We start from the raw sequence: 16871 nt of genomic DNA on the forward strand, positions 1-16871 counted from the left end.
CGGTTTTGCAGCCCTCGGGGGTGCCGGCCCCCGACCTGGCTAGGCGCCCGCCGCCGATGACGGACACGGGCGCCTCGATCTCCCGCCGATCGACCCTAGGCGCGGGGCCGTTCGAAGGTGAGGAGCAGGCCCTCCACGGCGCCCGGACCGATGCGGCCCTTGACGTCGGCGGAGGTGATCGCCTTGAGGCCCCAGCCGTCCTCGGCGTGCTTGTTGAGGACCTTCTCCAGCTTGTCGCTGTCGAGCGCGTCCCCGATGAGGGACTCGCGGAAGGTGACGACCTTGTACTCGTAGGCGTAACCGTGGCTCATGGCTGCAACATCCTTGGTGAGGTGGGGATCTGCCCGGGCCGGCCCATCATGGCGCACGTTCTTTCCCGGCCGGCCAGGGGGAGGGCCTAACCGCCTACCGGCCTACCCGCCGTCCGCGTCGGACCGCCGCCGGTGCAGCGTGAACGTCTCGAAGACCGACAGCTCCCCGTGCGGCTTGTTCACGTTGTAGTAGGTGACGTGCAGCCGGGTGGTGTCCCCGGGATGCCGCCCGGGATCGACGGTGAACGCGGCGAAGCCGTAGGGGTGTTCGGTGTCCCGGACGCCCATCCAGACCGCCTCCTCCTTCGTGTACGTGGGCGTCCGCTTGCCGTTGGCCCCGGGGGACGCGGACACCGCGGTGATCACCTTGGCGCTCCCGTCCTTGAAGAAGTTCTGGTTCGTCGTCCCCGACACGCCCCCGCCGCCGAGGATCATGTGCACGGTGCCGAGCTGGGTGTCGATCGCGTCGGTGGCCTGCGAGACCGGGTGTGGAGTCAGTGTCTCGCTGCCGGTGACGACACCGCGCACGGCGAGGGAGCGCTCGTAGTTGTGCTCGTGGCCGCAGAGCACCAGGTCCACCCCGTACCGGTCGAAGAGGGGACCGTACTTCTGGCGCAGGCCGAGGTCGGCGCCGTTCGCGTCGGAGGAGCTGATCATGACCTGGTGCATGGCGACGACGACCCAGTCGATCTCGCGGGAGGCGCGCGCCTTCTTCAGCTCCCGCTCCAGGAAGGCGAGTTGGCGCCCGCCGGAGTAACCGCTGATGTAGACGTCACCGCCGTCCTGGAGGCAGTTGTCGTCGTTCTGGAGCACGATCACCCGGACCGATCCGACGGTGAACGCGTACCACAGGCCCGCGAGTTCGGCGTCGGTCTCGGTGGAGGGGAGGGCGAAGTAGGCCTGGTAGGCGCCGAGTCCGAGCGGGCCGTTCGCCTTCTCGATCTCGTGGTTGCCTGCGGCCGGCATCCAGGGCCTAAAGCGCGCCGAACGGGTGTTGTTGGTGAAGAAGTTGTTCCAGGTGCGCACCCGGTCGACGTCGAGATTGGCGTAGCACAGGTCGCCGTTGAGGAGGTGGAACAGGGGAGCGACCTGCTCGATGCCGGTGACGATGTCCTTGGTGGCGGGGGTGGAGTTCGCGTCGAGCGCGACCGTGCCGTTCGCGGCCCAGGTCACCTGCGGGGCGGACTGGTCGCCGAAACTGGTGAAGGTGAACGGCCGGCGTCCCCGAGGTGCGGTGCGGAACGTCCCGCTGTCGGCCGTGGCCCCCTCGTGGGTGGCGAGGTAGAGGTAGTCGGTGCCGGGGGAGAGCCGGTCCAGCGCGGCATGGTGGACGTACACGGTCCGCTGGGAGGTGCCGTCGACGTAGGTGACGGTCCGTGCGTCGGCGGTGGAGCCGAGACCGTGCTCGGGGACGCCGTAGCGCACCATGGGTCTGTTCACCGGCCGGTCGGTGATCCACGAGACGGTCATCTGGGTCCGCGGATCCGCCCCGAAGGTCAGATGCAGCCCCTGGACGGGCGGCGCGCCGGAGGCGTCCGCGGTCAGGTGCAGGGCGGGCGCGGCCTGCGCCGTGCCCGCGCCCAGCAGGGGAGTGACCGCCGCACCGGCGCCCAGGAGGCCCAGCGCATGACGGCGACTGACGCCCTCGGAGGTGGTGTCCGGTGTATCTGTCTGTGTGGCCATGGTGCCCTCCCCGACGAGCCGTTCGGCTGTCCACGTCGGCACCCTGGCCCCTTCTCGCGGACTCGGGGTGAACACCGCATGGCCAATTGGCCATCCGGACACGGGTCTACGGCGTCGGCGGGGATCCTTGTCCGTGCCTTTGCCCCCGTCTGCCCTGCCGTTGACGCGGCGGCAAACGCACCGGCAGACGCACCGCGACGGCGAGGCACCCCACCACCCTCACGAGCCCGGCGGCCGTCACCTCGCGCATGTCCGCCGGCGCGCCGAGTGCGCCGACTCCTGCCCGGCCGCCCGCCTGGCGGCCGCCGCATGGTGAGCGGAACCCCAGGTCAGTGCGACGTGTTCGGCCAGTGCGTAGGCGTCGGCCGCCGCCTGTTCCTCGCCGACGAGCCGGTACAGGTCCGCCAGGGCGTGGGCGAGGGGGCGGGTCGCGTAGGCCGCGCCCGCGGCACCGGCGAACTGTTCGCGGAGCGGGAGGACGTCCGTGATCAGGGCGGCGGCGCTGTCGGTGTCGCCGAGGAGGACCGCCAGCTGCGAGCGGTAGTCGAGTTCCACGCCGTGGAGATGGTCGGCCAACGGCCGCGAGGTGAGGGGTACGGCCCGTGCGTCGTCCGGTCGGCCCAGGCGGGCCAGGACCAGGGCGTGCGCCACGGCGACCGGGGTGCCGACGGCCGCGTACAGGTCACGCGTCTCCGGCTCGATCTCCGCCGCACGGCCCTGCGTGAGCCGGATCGTCCACAGGCCCAGTGTTCGGGGTCCCGTGGCGTGGTGCGTCCCCACGCGCTGGAACAGATCGTCCGCCTGCGCGTAGCCGGTCTCCGCCTCGGCGAACTCTCCCGTGATCGCGGCGAGCATGGCCGAGGTGGTGAGGTTGATGCCCTGCGCCCACAACATCCGGTAACGATGGGCCAGTTGCAGCCCCTCCGCGGTGTGCTGGCGTACCGCTGCGGGATCGTTGCGGCCGGCGGCGGTCATGGTGTCGAGGTGCTCGCACACCCAGCGGTAGGCGGGGAGGTCGTGGCGCAGGGCCAGTTCCCGCAGCTCCTCGACGAACGGCGTGCGGGCCTCACCGTGCGTCTCGTGCGGCAGCAGCTTGGCGGACGTCATCAACGCGGAGGCCAGCAGTCGTGGATCGCCGTCGGCGCGTGCGAGTTCGAGTTGGGTGCGGGCCGCCTCCCGGGCGCGCGGCGCGTCCTCGGCGGCCACCGCGTCGACCAGGGCCTGGAGCACCCGGGCGCGGGTCGGACCGTCGAGTGTGCGGTCATGGGCGAGGCGTTCCAGGCGGGTCAGGGCCGTCCGGTCGTAGAAGCCCTCCAGGCGGCTGCGCCAGGGCGAGGGTTCGGTCCATGCCCCGTGCACCGAGGCGGCCAGGTCGTCCCGGCCCGCGCGGACGGCGAGGTCGATCGCGCGTTGCCGGGTGTGCCGGGCGGCGTCCGTGGCGCCCGAGCGCATCTGGGCCCCCAGCAGCCGCACCAGCAGTCCGACGGTGCGGTCCGGGTCGAGGGCGTCGTCGGGCGTCGCCGCGGTGTGGGTGTCCAGCGCCTGCCGGATGAGGTCGACGGCGACGTCGTGGGCGTAGCGCCGCTCGGCGGTCTCGGCGGCGCGCAGGGCGTAGTCCACGGCCGGTTCGGCGTTCGCGGTCCGGCCCGAGTGGGCGAAGTGATGGGCCAGAGCGGCGAAGTCGTCGGGGCGGTGGCTCCGCAGCTGGCGGGCAATGCGGTCGTGCAGGCGGGCCCGGCGGATACCCGACAGGTCGGTGTACACGGTGTCGCGGACCAGCGCGTGCACGAACCGGACGCGTCCGGGGCCGGGTTCGCCGAGCAGATCGGCGGCGACGGCGGCGTCGAGACCCGCGAGCACGGCGTCCTCGTCCAGGTCGGCGGCGCCCACCAGGAGCGCGAGGTCGGCCTCCAGCCCTGCCACGGCCACGAGTTGGACGGCCGCGAGGGCTTCCGGCGGCAGCAGCGCGAGTCGCCTGCGCAGCACGTCCCGTACTCCTTGCGGCACGTCCGACACGGCGACCAGGGCGCCCTCGCCGGCCAGCAGACGGGCGCTCTCCCAGACGTAGAAGGGGTTGCCTCCGGTGCGCTCGGCGAGAGCGGCGACGGTCGCGTCGTCCACGGGGGTCCCGCAGACGGCGCCGACCACCGTGGCGACATCCCCGGCCGACAGGCCCGCCAGGGCTGTCCGGTGCGGTACCAGGGGAGCGAGGTGGGCGAGTGCCTTGACCAGGTTCTCTCCCACCTCCGCCGGACGGTAGGAGGCGCCTATGAGCAGCGGTACGCCGGTGACCTCGGCCGCCGCTTCGAGCAGGGCGAGGGTCTGGCCGTCGGCACGGTGCAGGTCTTCGAGGAGGACGGCTGTCGGCTGCCGGCCGGCGGCCTCGCGCAGCCAGTCGGCCAGGGCCCGGTGCAGGCGGAAACGCCCGGCGGTCGCCTCGTCGCGGGTCGCGGCCGCCGCGCTGTCGGAGTCGTGGAGAAGAGCCGCCAACTGCCGGGGACGCGCCGGTGGGACGTCACGGGCGAGTGCGCCGAGTGCCTCCGTCCACGCCCAGGCCGGTGGCGCTCCCTCGTGTTCCGGGCACCGCCCGAGCACCACGGTCCAGCCCTCGCGCCGCAGCCGGTCGGCGAGTTGGGCGAGGAGGGCGGACTTGCCCGCACCGGCCTCCCCGGTGACCAGCGCCAGGCCCCCGCCGCGGCGGGCCGCCCGGGCGGCTTCGGACAGGGAGCGCAGTTCGTCCTTCCGGCCGACGAACAGGCCCTGCCCGCCGCCGAGTCGGGCGGTCGACTCCTGGCGCGGCGGCGGTGCGAAGGTGTGCAGCACCTCCAACCGCTGGGTGAGGACCGCGTGTTGCAGTTCCGTCAGCCCCGGTGAGGGATCGCAGCCGAGTTCGTCGCGCAGGACGGACGTGGCCCGCCGCAGCTTGGCCAGGGCGTCACTCTGCCGCCCGGCGGCCCAGTGCGCGAGCGCGAGGAGACGCCAGCCCTCCTCGCGCAACGGGCCCTCCCGTACCAGGACTTCGGCCGTCGCGGCCGCTTCGGCGAGGTGCCCGGTGCGCAGATCGGCGGCGACCGCGAGTTCCCGCGCCTCGGTGAACAAGGTGTTCAGGCGGGCGACTTCGGGCTCCGCCCAGGTCTCGTCCGCGTACTCCTGGAAAGCGGGTCCGCGCCACCACCGCAACGCCTCACCGAGCAACTCCCTCGCCTGCCCGGCCGGAGCGGTCCGCGCGCGGGTCACCCGGTCCTCGAAACGCCAGGCGTCCACCGCGTCCGGGGACAGGCGCAGGGTGTAGCCCGGAGGAGTGGTGACCAGGACGGAGGCGGGGGTGCGGGGAGGCCGCCGCGGTTCGAGCAGACGGCGCAGATTCGAGACGTAGGCGTGCAGGGAGGCGGTCGCCTTGGCGGGCGGGGAACCGCGCCACAGCTCGTGTGTGAGGCGGTCCACGGACACCGTCTGGTTGCGGGCAGCGGTCAGCAGCGCGAGGAGGGCCCGCTGCCGCGGGGTTCCCAGCGCGACCGTTCCGCCCCTGACGTCGGCCTCCAGGGGGCCCAGGACTCGAATGCGCAGCACGCGGTGGGAATCTACCCCAGCGGCTCGCGGATCTTCTCAACGGACGATAAACGGCCCGGCCGGAGCGCCGAGCGGGGCGCCAAGTGAGCGCCAAGTCGCGTACGCCACGGTGGCGTCCATTGCCCGATGTCCGATCCGAGTACGGGAGCAACCCCGCGTGACCCCCAGCAGTACACCGCCCGAGTCGTCCGCCGACGGGCGGCCGCACACCCACGAGATGTTCGTGGTCCACCGCGTCTTCCGCCGCGAGTCGGCGCTGCTCCCACGCCTGGTGCGTGCCGTGCCCGACGGTGCGACGGCGCGCGCGGCACAGGTGTCGGCGTACCTGGACGACTACGTGATGGGCCTGCACCATCACCACACCCTCGAGGACGAGCTGATCTGGCCGCTGCTGCGGGCCCGGGCGGACGCCGAGGACCTGGTCGTCCGGATGGAGAAGCAGCACGAGCACATCGACCGGAGCCTGGCGGCGGTCGCCGAATGGGCGCCGACCTGGGGCCGGTCCGCCGACAGCGTGGCGGCACAGGAACTCGCGTCGGCCCTGGACGAGCACCGGGCCGCGCTGGAGGAGCACCTCGACGACGAGGAACGGCTGGTCCTGCCGCTGGTCGCCGAGCACCTGAGCGTCGCCGAGTGGGATCTCGTGGGACGCCGTGGGCTGGAGACCCTGCCGAAGAACAAGGTCATGCTCGCGCTCGGCGCCATCCTCGAAGACGCGACCGAGGACGAACGGGCCTACTTCCTCGGCAAGGTCCCCCTGCTCGGGCGGCTGGTGTGGAAGGCGGTGGGGCGACGGCAGTACGCCGCTTCCTGCCGCGCCCTGCGAGGCCCGCTGGACGGGGAGGCCGGCCGATGACCGTCCTCGACACCGCTCCGCACGAGATCCTCGACGCCTACCGCACCTGCGAGTTCGTCACCCTCGGCCCCGACGGCACCCCGCTCGCCTGGCCGACGGCGGTGTCGCGCCGGGCCGACGGGACGCTGCTGGTCACCACGTCCCTCGCGTTCGCGCAGAAGGCCCTGAACGTGCGCCGGGACGGACGGGTGGCCCTGCTCTTCTCCGACCCCACTGGAAGCGGTCTCGTCGACGCCCCGCACATCTTCGTCGGCGGACGGGCCGTGTGCCCCGACGACATCCTGACGGGTCCTCAAGAAGCCGAGGACTACTGGCGGATGCTCTTCGAACGCCAGCCGCACAGCCGGGGCTACCTCGCGCGGCCCATGCGGCGCCTGATGGACTGGTACTACCTGCGGCTGCACATCACGGTCACGGCGGAACAGGTGATCGTGCGCTCCGCGGCCGCGCTTCCCGTCCCGGGGGCGACCTCGGCTCCTCAAGGCGCTGGCGCGCTGCCGGGAGCCGTCGAACTGGCCCGCTATCCCACCGCCGTACTCGCGGCCCTCGACGCGTCCGGAGCCCCCGTGCTGGCACGAGTCCGGCCCGTGCCCGGCGACGGCGGCTTCGCGGTGCGGGTGCCGGCCGACTGCGCCGCGACACCGGGCCCGGCGTCCCTGCTCGTGCACGAGCACGACGAACGCCTCAACCACATGAAGAACACGCTCGTGCGGGGCACGCTGACACAGTCCCCGACGGGCCTGGTGCTGGTGCCCGACAGAGTGGTTGAGCCGATGGGCTCCGGACGGCTGACCGACGCGGTACGACTGCTGCGCCGCACCCAGCGCGCCACCGACCGGTATCTGGAACGCCGCGGGCTCCGGCGGCCCGAGGTGCAGTGGGACGAGTTCCGCGCGCTCGCCGCGCCGACCCGTGGACGAGGCCGGGCCTGACCGGGCAGTACATGGTGCGGGGGTTCGGGGGCATTCGGACAGCACGCGGGCGACGAGCCCCCCGGCCGAAAGGACGGTCACCTTGCTGGCCATCATCTCCGCAGTGCTGTTCTTCATCGCCTTTCTGATCAACGCGGCCGAGATCTCCACGAACGACGCGTTCAGCTCGGTCAACGTGATGCTGCTCGGCCTGACCGCCCTGGCCCTGCACCTCGCGGGCATCGGCTCGGGATGGTCGGTACGAGGGCGCGGCAGGCGCTGAATCCGCCCGCCGCCCCCTCGCCTGCCGTACCGGGTCAGTCCTCGATCTCGATGCTCTGGCCGACACCGGCGCTCGAGGTCACGGCCTCGACGGTGCCGGCCAGCACGTCCGAGCACAGGACGATCGAGCCGCCGGAGTACTTGACGTACCCGGCGGTGCACGCGCCCCAACTCCCGTTGCTGTAGCGCAGCCAGCCCTCGTAAGTGGCGCCGATCTTGCCCGACCACAGGTTGAAGTCGTGGCAGGTGGTCGTGGACGTGGACGGCTTGGTGAAGGTCGAGCCGCCGGTGATGTCGGGAAGGCCGTGCGTGTTGGTGCTCACCTCACTCGTCGTGCCGGTCCGGAACTGGCACCCGGTCGCGGCCGACCGCACCGCCGCCTCGGCCGGGGCCGCGGCGACGACCGTCACGCCTCCGACGAGTACCAGGGCCGCGACTCCGGTCACGAGTCGCTGGGGCATCCTCATGTGCTCCTCCTCCGTTTGACCTCGGAGGTGAGCCTCGCAGGCCCCGGAGCCGGTGACATTGGCACAGCGTCACCGGTCCCTTGTCACTCAGTCGCCTCGCACGTCACCGGTGGGCGATGAAGCGCGCTCACGGTTCGCCGAGGTCCGCAAGGCCCAACTGCCGTACGGTGTCCACCTGTTTGGCATGGCACTGGCAGGCACCGAGGGGAGTTGTGGCTCCTCGGGCGGCAGGGCCGGACGGGCGGTGGTTACTTCTTGGTGATGGACTCCACCCAGCTGATGAAGTTCGTCGTCGAGTCGCCGGTGCGCTCGGCCTGGGTGTGGCCCTGGGCCCACACGGTGGCGAAATCGACATCGCGGATGCCGTAGTTCTGCAGCGCCAGCAGGAGGTTGATCTCGGTCGTGTTGCCGGTGTCGCCCTGCATGATGCCGGTGCGGATGCGCCAATGGCGTGCCACCTGGGACCGGCGGTAGCCGCCGAAGGCGGGCGAGAGGAAGTACAGGGGGTTGTACGCGTCGGTCCGCCAGGCCATGTCCTTGCCGACGCTGTCCTTCTTGGCGAAGTCGCTGTCGTACGCCGCGGACCCGTAGTCGGAGTTCCAGTCGGAGTACGTGGCGTACCTCGCTTCGTTCGCCTTGACGACGTCACGGGTGAGCGGCGCGAAGTGTGCCGGGGCGTCGAGGCCCATGGCGAAGACGCCGTTCTCGGTCTGTCCGCGGGAGTAGCCGTCGAAGGCGCCGACCGGCTTGCTCGCGGTCTTCTGGCTGGTGACGAAGCCCCCGAGGCCGGACACCGTGGCGGTGTTGGTGGTGGCGTCGTAGGTGACCCAGGTGCTGTCGGTGTTGAGGTAGGCGATGTAGTCGTCGACCGTGTCGTATGTGGTGGAGGTTCCCGTCTGGCCCGATCCGGGCGGGCCGCCCTGCGTGGTGACGGTGTACGGGAAGGTGGTGTCGGAAAGGAAGTTGTTCAGCGAGGTGGTGATCACCTCGATCAGGTAGTCGTAGTAACTGCCGGCCAGGTAGGTGCCGCTGTCGGACTCGGTCAGCTTCAGGCGCCTGCCGTGCTCGTCGCGCAGCCCCAGCCGGTTGACGTACGTGGGCCAGGCCTTCGCGAGGTCCTTCGAGTAGGCGCTGGTCCAGGTGCCGGACGCGCGTGTGCCGGTCGAGGCGAACTGGCCCATGTTCCACTCGTAGGACAGGTTGGCCTCGTGCAGGCTGGTGATCGGGCACCAGGCCATGACACCGGCGACCGCGTCGCTGAGGGGCCGGCCCTTGGCGTCCTCCATCGCCGCGCCGATCGTGCGCAGGTAGGGCTCGTACAGGGGGCTGTCACCGGAGGCGCCCACCACGGTGTCCTGGGCGCCGCCGCCGCTCATGCCGAACAGCACGATGTCGTCCGTACTGCCGGGCAGCACACTGCGGTTGTAGCGCAGGAAGCGGACCGCGGCCTTGAGGTCGGTCACGCCCCAGGGCGCCGCGTCGGACCGGGTGCTGGTCGAGGTGTTGCGGCCGCGCAGACCCGGCCACACGTAGATGTGTCCGGCCTCCAGGTACTTCGACACGCTGCTGTAGCTGTAGGACGTGGCCGGTGACTGCGCGGAGTAGCCGGGGGTGTTGACCGGGATCACGATCGGCGCCGTGCGGCCCGAGTACTCGCCGACGGTGCCCTTCGGGTTCACGGTCGCGGTGTGCGTGGTCCCGTCGCTGTTCGCGGTGGCCGTCAGATAAGCGCCCGGCACGTAGATCGACAAGTTCTCGTAGTCGGTCGCGGCCGGGTTCGCCACGTACACCTTCCCGAGCTGGTAGTACACGTCGTTGGTCGCGTCGTACGACCAGGCGGTGGGATCGAACTCCAGCGAGTACGCCGAGGAAGTGCTCATCGAGGTGTTCGGCGACGAGGTGCCGGCGAAGGCCGCGCTCGCCGTGCCCTCGGCGATTCCGAACGTGGCGATGGCAGCGGCACCCCGGACAACCGTCCTGCGGTTGATGTCCACCTTGAGTCCTCCTTGTGCAGCGGGTGACGTGGTCGGCTCATTCGAGACCCAGCCTGTCGGAAGGGGGACAAGATTGTTGACAATATGGATGATAATTGTGTTAGAAGACTCCGCGGATCGCGCCGGCACACCAGGGTCGACGGCGTCTCCTCGGCGGGCCGTCCGGGACTTCATCGGTGAAGCGCCTGGATCGGTCAGGCGGCGACTGGCGCTGTCTGCCAGTGTCCCGCGTCCGCGACCTCCTCCAGCAGTTGCCGGGCTCGCTCCACGTATCGGCCCACCGCCGTGTGGCCGGCCTCAGTCGCAGGGTGGCGCCAGCTCACGGTCAGTCCTTCGTGGGTGCGCAGGAACCAGAAGTAGACCTCGTCGGGGTCGTTGCTGCGGCCGCGCAGGCTGACCGTGCGGTTGGCGACCCACTCGTCCGCGCCGGGCGTACGCCGCAGGTCCATGTAGGAGACCATGAACGGATCCCGCAGCGGCACGCCGAGCAGCTCCGTGACCCGGCCTACGGGCACCCGTGCCATCTCCCTGACGCCGTCCAGGCCCGAGACCGCCGAGCGGAGGGTGCACGCGAAGGAGCGGGGGTCGTGCAGGGGGAAGCTGATCGGAGCCATGCCCACGTACCAGCCGAGCGAGGACCGGTAGGGGGCAGTGCGGGTGTGGAAGGGGGCCATGGTGTCGAACTGCGGCTCTCCTGTGGCCTCGTACCCCGTCCTGGCGAGACAGGCCAGCAGCCCGGCGAAGGCATCGCCACCGGCACTGCGGCAGGCCCGGTCGAACGCGCCGGTGGCGGCGGCGTCCAGCAGGTGTCGATGACCGCTCGGCTGGGCCGGAGGGGAGGCGCCGAGGTGCTTGACCGGCGTGGGGAATTCCGGCAGTTCCCCGCCTGTGGCGGCAACGAACTTGCGCCAGGTGCTGAGTGACGGATCGTCAGCCGTGAGCAGGTCGACGGTGCACCGTTCCGCCGCCGCGAAGTCGAGATGGCTTGCGGCCGTGGGGAGTTCGGGTCCGCCGAGATAGAGGGTGCGGATCTCGTGGGGGACGAGGAAGACGGAGTAGCCGTCCATGAGGGAGTGGTCGGCGCCCAGATACACGGTGGTGGCTGCTGCCCGGTCCACTGTGACGCACACGAATCCCGGCCAGCCGAGCGGTTGTGCTTCCCGGTCGAACAACTCCTCAATGCCGGCCGCGAGTTGCGGACCGTTGAGGTCCGTCACGCGTTCCTCGCCGTGGACGGTCACCGTGTCCGGGGGCAGGGTCTCACGCCGCATGCCGGGCGGTACGAGGCGGCTGCGCAGGTTCTCATGGCGGTTCGTCCAGGCCGCGAGGGCGGTGGCGAAGGCGCGCGGATCCAGGCCGGGCGGCAGATCGAACGCGATGCCCAGCCACGACGGCACGAGGGGCGCCGCGCCGGCCGAGGCGCGCGTGTACTCCAGGTGGGTCTCCTGCGCGTAGGAGGCGGGTCGGGGGTCGGGTGCCCAGGCGTCGGCGGCGGTGGCCCGCCAGATGGTCGGACGGCCGGAGGGCATGCCGAGGGAGGGGATGTCGATGAACTTCACGGTGGGACCAGCCAGGGGTGAGGGGGCGACGAGCCCGGTCAGGAAGTGTGCGGCTCCAACTGCGGTGTGTGTACGGCCCGGAGTGGCGAGCGCATGATCCACACCGTGGCGAGCGCGATGGCGGACCCGCTGAGCAGCAGGGCCGTACGCGTGCCGAGCCAGGCTCCGCAGGCCCCGCCGAGCAGCGCGCCGAGCGGAGCCAGGCCCCAGACGACCGTACGGATACTGGCGTTGACCCGGCCGTGCAGGGCAGGCGGAGCGAGGGCGTAGCGGATCGGGACCTGATGGACGTTGTAGATCTGCTGTCCGGCCCACAGCAGGAACTGCGACAGTGCGACGCAGATCGACGCGGTCCACCCGGCCTCCGTCACCCACGGGGTGATGACGGCGCCGACGCTGCTCAGCAGCAGGGCGGCCACCAGCACGCGTCCCAGCCCGAGCAGCCGGGCCAGCGGCCGGGCGGCCAGTGCCCCGGCCATCCCGCCGACAGCGCCGATGCCTACGACCGCGCCGGTCGCCCCGGCGGACAGGCCGAGCCGTGCGGTCAGGTAGAGGAGGAGGACCGCCGAGTAGGCGTTGTAGCAGAACACGAGCGTGGCGGTGGCCAGCGTGACGGCGCGCAACCGCGCCGTACGCAGCAGGAACCGGGCACCCTCGACGGACTGGGAAATGAGCCCCGGCGGTGTGTCCGGGGCGGGTTCGCGGTGCGCGGGCCGCATCGCGACGTACGGCAGCAGGGCGGTCACCACCACGAAGGACAGGGAGTCCGCGAGGATCGCCGTCGGCGCGGAGAACGCGCCGATCAGCCATCCGGCGAGGGGCGGTCCCAGCGCGACCGCCAGGGACTGGCCCAGCTCCAGTCTGCTCTGTGCCCGGACCAGGAGACCTGAGGGGACGACGGTCGGGACGCACGAGAGGTAGGCCACGTCGGCGACCACCGTCGCCGTACCCACCACGGTCGCCGTGATGTAGAGGTGGAACAGGCTGGTGTGCCCGAATGCGGCCGCCACCGGCACGGTCGCCAAGGCCGCGGCCATCACCGTGTTCGCGGACATCAGCAGCGCGCGGTGTGGCAGCCGGTCGACGAGGACGCCGGCCGGCAGGCCGCACACCAGGTAGGGGGCCCGCCCGCAGGCGAGCAGCACGCCGGTCTCGAACGGGCCCGCACCGAGGAGGTCGATCGCCGTGAGCGGCAGAGCCAGGAAGGTGACGGCCGAGCCGATGAGGGAGACGGTCTGACCGGTGAGCAGGAGATGGAAGCCACGAGGGAGGCGGAGGGGTGCCGTCCGCTCGATGCCCGCGTCCGTCATACGGCACTTCCGGAGCCCGAGAGCGGGTAACCGAGACGCTGGAGTTCCCCGCCGGCGATCTGCTCGAACTCCCTGATCTCCCCGGGCGTGAGGTCCTCCAGGTAGCGGCCGTTCCGGCCCGTGTACACGGGCTTGCCGGCGGCCTCGGCGGCCGGGTGGCCCCAGGGCTTGTTGAACAGGGCGTGCTCGTGCTCCGCGTGCCGCAGCAGCGCCTCGTCCCAGGGCAGTCCGAGATGGTCCAGCATCCGCTCGGCCGTCTCGCGCGGCCGGGTGACCAGGTCCTCGTAGCGGATCTCCAGGTAGCGGTTGCCGGGTGCGTCCTGCCGGGCGCGGGTGACGACGTCCAGCCAGCCGTGCGCGGCCTCGGTGACGGAGCGGTAACCCCAGTCGGGCACCGTCTTCAGGTGCGAGGCGGCCAGGTCCCGGCCGTCGCGGACGATGTGGATGAAGTGGGCGCGCGGCCAGATCTCGGCGTAGGCCGCGACGTCCTGGATCTTCCGCTGGAGCTTGAGGCCCCACCGCCGGGCACCGGTGTGGACCCGGCGCAATTCGCCGATGGCCTCGATGAGACGGCAGCGGTCGTCCTGAGCGGAGAGGTCGGTGCCGCGTGCGGTCATCAGGCCGGTGACCAGGGTGCGCAGTTCGTCGCGGGTGAGGCCGGAGCGCTCGCACTGCACGGTGAAGTGCATGCCGTCGTACCAGTCGGGGTCGATCGTCTCCTTGGTGGTGCCGGCGACGCGGGGGTCGCCGCGGTCCATCAGGTCGCAGACCTCCAGGATGTGCGGTCCGAGGTCGGGTGGTTCGGGGAAGTCGATCTCCGGGCCGACCGTGAGGTCGGGGTGGGAGTCGAGCATGATGCTCAGCAGGGTGGTGCCGGAGCGGTTCTCCCCGCCGAGCAGGACGGGCTCGGAGCCGAGGGGCCAGGCATGCGGAACGGGAATCATGGTTCTCCCTGGGGAAGTGGACGGGGGAGTCACTGTCGGTCGGCGCCGTCGAACCACCGCTCGACCGTGGCCGGCGTGGTCACGAACCGTTCTCCGGCGAACCGGACCGCCGCCGTGAGGAGGTCGCCGTCGCAGTGCGAGGTGTCGGTTTCCTCGAGTGCGGCGGCCAGGGCGCTGTCCGCCGTGGCCACCGCCGCCTCCACGTCCTCGTCCCGAGTGGCGGCGGAGGGCATGAACCGGCCGCCGTACTGCATCAGGAAGCCGCGGCTCCACATCTGCTGGAAGAAGGCGTGACCGAGGCCGGAGTCGGCGAAGACGACGTCGAACATGGTCGGGTGGGCGAAGGCCCAGGCGGGTACGGAGTGCCGGGCGAAGACCTCGTTGAGCCCGTGGATCAGCCGGTCGCCGACGGCGCTGGCGCGCGCGAGAGCGGTGCCGTCGGCCAGCGCGTCCAGCGTGGCGAGCGCGGCGGCGAAGGGCGTGATCTCACGCTGGTAGGTGTTGCCCAGGTAGGTGTCTTCCACGGCGGCCATCACCTGGGCCCGTCCGGAGACGGCGGACAGCGCGGTGCCGTTGGCGAGGCCCTTGCTGAGGGTGATGAGGTCCGGGGAGAGTCCGGCGGCGGTGTGGTAACCGCCGGTGGCGTACCGGAAGCCGGTCATGACCTCGTCGATGATCAGCAAGGCTCCGTGACGGCGGGTCGCCTCTTCCAGCGCTCGCGCGTACGCGTGCGGGAAGAAGTTGACCTCAGGTGTGACGATCACCCCGGCCACGGGCCCGTGGGCCGCGGCGAGTTCGTCCAGCAGGCCGAGGTCGTAGTGGAAGTCGTGGGTCTGCGGATCGCGGTCGGGTGGGCCCATGGGCGTACGGTCCTGCAGATGCCAGTCGTGCCATCCGTGGTACCCGCTGGTCAGGACTGTCGAGGCGCCGGTGTGCACCCGGGCCAGCCGGACGGCGGCGGTGGTCGCGCAGGAGCCCGTCCGGAAGAAGACGGAGCGTTCGGCGACTGGGAAGAGTGCGGCGAGCCGCTCGGCGAGTTCGACGCGGAGCGTGGACAGGGGGCCGGGCAGGATGCCGCCGCTGCGGGCGAGTTCGGCGCCGATCCGGTCGAGGACGGGCCGGTGGCCCGCGCCGAGCGGGGCGGCCCCGCTGCACGAGGTGAAGTCCACGTACCGGCGTCCGGCGGCGTCCCAGACCTCGGCGCCCGAGGCGCGGTCCAGCACCAGAGGGAAGCGGTGGTCGAGGTCCCAGGTCTGGGAGGCGGTGAACCGGCGCGCCCGCCCGAGGAGTTCGGCGTGGGCGGCGTCGGTTGCCTGGGAGAACGGCGTGGTGGTGGACATGGAGGTCCCTTCGGGTCCGGGAGAGGGGGGTTCAGCCGGTGAACGGGGCCGGCCCGCCGAGAGTCGCGGCGATGCCGACGGCGATGCGCAGGGCGTTGGCCTGGATGGTGAAGGTGGGGTTGACCCCGCCTGCGTAGGGGAAGTAACCGCCGTCCACGACGTACACGTTGTCGAGGTCATGGACCCGCCCCGCGGGATCGACCACCGACTGGGAAGGATCCGTACCGGCCCGGCAGCCACCGTGCAGATGCCTGCTGCCCCACTGGTACTGGGAGTCCTCGTAGCGGATGTCGTCGGCTCCCGCCTTGGCCAGCAACTCCGAGGCGCGGCGCGACAGATATCCCAGGCGGCGCTTGTCCAGTGGATGCGTGGTGTAGTCGATGATGATCCGCGGGAGGTTCAGCGGTCCGCGGGAGCGGGCCAGACGTACGGCGTTGGAGCGCATCGGCTGGTCGGCGGCGAGGAAGTGGACCCGCAGCCGGATCCGTCCGTCGCGCGGGGCACGGTCCTGCTCACTCGCCTCGTAGAGCAGTCCGCCGAGGCCGGAGGGGGCGTCCGGGTCCAGGTAGTGGTCGCTGAAGGACACCGTGGAAAAGGGGCCGTCGTCGACGGTCCCGGCCGCGTCGGAGGCCGCGAGGCTGTCGGCGGACACGGTTCCGCCGGCATAGCCGCTGATCTTGAAGGAGAGGCCGTGCCCCACCATGCCGGTGCTGTTGCCGAGCCCGCGCGGGGCACCGGGCTGGGTCGAGCGCAGCAGAAGGGCCGACGACTGTACGGCGTTGGCGGCCAGGACGACGCACCGGACGCGGGCCGTGCGGCGGGTACGGGTGTGTAGGTCGAGCCACTCGACGCCGGCCGCGCGATGCCGGTGCCGGTCGTGCAGGACGATCCGCAGCGCCTTCGCGCCGTGGGCCACGGTGAGCGCGTCGGGCGGGATCGGCGCGTCGAGCAGCGGGGTAGCTGCGGTGGCGCGGGCGCCGGTGGGACAGACGTGCTCGTTGCACGGTCCGCAGCGGATACAGGCCGGACGGCCCGCGTACGGTATCGAGTTGATCGCCAGCGGGGTCGGGAACGGTCGCAGACCGATCCGGTGGCCGCCCTCGGCGAGCAGCCGGCCCCGGCCGCTGAGGGGATGCGCGGGCAACACGGGTGTCGGGCCAGGTGGTTCCAGGGGGTCCGCGCCGGGGGCCCTGGCCACCCCGATACATCGCTCGACGCGGTCGTAGTACGGACGCAGATCCTCGTAACCGATCGGCCACGCGGGATCGAGCGCGTCCGGGGCCACATGCGCGCGGGCGTCCAGATCGACCTGCCGCAGGCGGAAGGAGATGCCGGCGTACAACGCCATCCCTCCGCCGACCGCCGAGGCACTCCAGGGGCGGCCGAACGGCCGTAACGCCCCGCCGGCCGTCGGTACCAGCGCGCTCTCCCAAGCACTCTCCACGTTCGGGAGCGATTCCCCGGGAGCCAGCTGCCTGCCCTCTTCCAGAACGAGCACACGAAGGCCCCGGGAGGCCATCTCCTGCGCCGCCACGGAGCCGCTCGCACCGCTCCCTTCCGCCGAGTACTACAGCCTGCTCGCCGAGATCTCCGGGCGGCCCCCGGACACGGCCGGTTGCAGAGTGTCAACCTTTCAGGTTCTAA

General features: G+C 71.6%; 13 protein-coding genes and 1 pseudogene. 3 read left to right on the forward strand and 11 right to left on the reverse strand.

The window, feature by feature from the left end:
* Positions 1-95: 95 nt before the first annotated feature.
* The 3 genes from ABZ896_RS24535 to ABZ896_RS24545 all read right to left on the reverse strand — a co-directional run bounded on the left by ABZ896_RS24535 (position 96) and on the right by ABZ896_RS24545 (position 5564).
* A complete protein-coding gene (locus ABZ896_RS24535) occupies positions 96-311 on the reverse strand; it encodes a DUF4177 domain-containing protein (RefSeq protein ID WP_360932885.1) in 216 nt (71 codons plus the stop codon).
* 102 nt (positions 312-413) lie between these two features.
* Entirely contained in the window at positions 414-1994 is a 1581-nt protein-coding gene (locus tag ABZ896_RS24540) for a metallophosphoesterase family protein (RefSeq protein WP_360932888.1), read from the reverse strand.
* Between the two features lie 237 nt (positions 1995-2231).
* Positions 2232-5564 carry a BTAD domain-containing putative transcriptional regulator gene (locus ABZ896_RS24545; protein WP_360932891.1) on the reverse strand — a complete coding sequence of 1111 codons (3333 nt, stop codon included), beginning with the start codon at positions 5562-5564 and terminating at the stop codon, positions 2232-2234.
* Positions 5565-5721: 157 nt separating this feature from the next.
* Here ABZ896_RS24545 and ABZ896_RS24550 point away from each other — a divergent pair, with 157 nt between their 5' ends.
* From ABZ896_RS24550 to ABZ896_RS24560, 3 genes are all read left to right on the forward strand, one after another.
* The gene (locus ABZ896_RS24550; protein ID WP_360932894.1) at positions 5722-6420 is read left to right on the forward strand and encodes a hemerythrin domain-containing protein; all 699 of its coding nucleotides are present in this window, start codon (positions 5722-5724) and stop codon (positions 6418-6420) included.
* Complete coding sequence (locus ABZ896_RS24555) at positions 6417-7352, forward strand: pyridoxamine 5'-phosphate oxidase family protein (protein ID WP_360932897.1); 936 nt, start codon at positions 6417-6419, stop codon at positions 7350-7352. The genes ABZ896_RS24550 and ABZ896_RS24555 overlap by 4 nt, the downstream gene beginning before the upstream one ends.
* 82 nt (positions 7353-7434) lie before the next feature.
* Positions 7435-7614, forward strand: coding sequence for a hypothetical protein (locus ABZ896_RS24560; protein ID WP_360932900.1), 180 nt, complete (start codon positions 7435-7437; stop codon positions 7612-7614).
* Positions 7615-7648: 34 nt separating this feature from the next.
* Here ABZ896_RS24560 and ABZ896_RS24565 read toward each other — a convergent pair whose 3' ends face one another.
* The 8 genes and pseudogenes from ABZ896_RS24565 to ABZ896_RS24600 all read right to left on the reverse strand — a co-directional run.
* Positions 7649-8074: a hypothetical protein gene (locus ABZ896_RS24565; RefSeq protein ID WP_360932903.1), complete on the reverse strand. Its 426-nt coding sequence runs from the start codon at positions 8072-8074 to the stop codon at positions 7649-7651.
* 254 nt (positions 8075-8328) lie between these two features.
* On the reverse strand, positions 8329-10074 hold the full coding sequence (locus tag ABZ896_RS24570; RefSeq protein WP_360932906.1) for an esterase: 1746 nt from the start codon (positions 10072-10074) through the stop codon (positions 8329-8331).
* 194 nt (positions 10075-10268) lie between these two features.
* Positions 10269-11633, reverse strand: coding sequence for a hypothetical protein (locus tag ABZ896_RS24575; protein ID WP_360932909.1), 1365 nt, complete (start codon positions 11631-11633; stop codon positions 10269-10271).
* Positions 11634-11671: 38 nt separating this feature from the next.
* A complete protein-coding gene (locus ABZ896_RS24580; protein WP_360932912.1) occupies positions 11672-12943 on the reverse strand; it encodes an MFS transporter in 1272 nt (423 codons plus the stop codon).
* Positions 12940-13887 carry a sulfotransferase gene (locus ABZ896_RS24585; protein WP_360932915.1) on the reverse strand — a complete coding sequence of 316 codons (948 nt, stop codon included), beginning with the start codon at positions 13885-13887 and terminating at the stop codon, positions 12940-12942. Before ABZ896_RS24585 ends, ABZ896_RS24580 begins: the two co-directional genes overlap by 4 nt.
* 29 nt (positions 13888-13916) lie before the next feature.
* Entirely contained in the window at positions 13917-15227 is a 1311-nt protein-coding gene (locus tag ABZ896_RS24590; protein ID WP_360932918.1) for an aminotransferase class III-fold pyridoxal phosphate-dependent enzyme, read from the reverse strand.
* 31 nt (positions 15228-15258) lie between these two features.
* Positions 15259-15930 (reverse strand): GMC family oxidoreductase, encoded by a 672-nt coding sequence (locus ABZ896_RS24595; protein WP_360932921.1) that lies wholly within the window; start codon positions 15928-15930, stop codon positions 15259-15261.
* 33 nt (positions 15931-15963) lie between these two features.
* Positions 15964-16770, reverse strand: a pseudogene (locus ABZ896_RS24600) (GMC family oxidoreductase N-terminal domain-containing protein); the annotation flags it as partial.
* Positions 16771-16871: the final 101 nt, after the last annotated feature.

The sequence above is a fragment of the Streptomyces sp. NPDC047072 genome, from assembly GCF_040643855.1.
Taxonomy (GTDB): domain Bacteria; phylum Actinomycetota; class Actinomycetes; order Streptomycetales; family Streptomycetaceae; genus Streptomyces.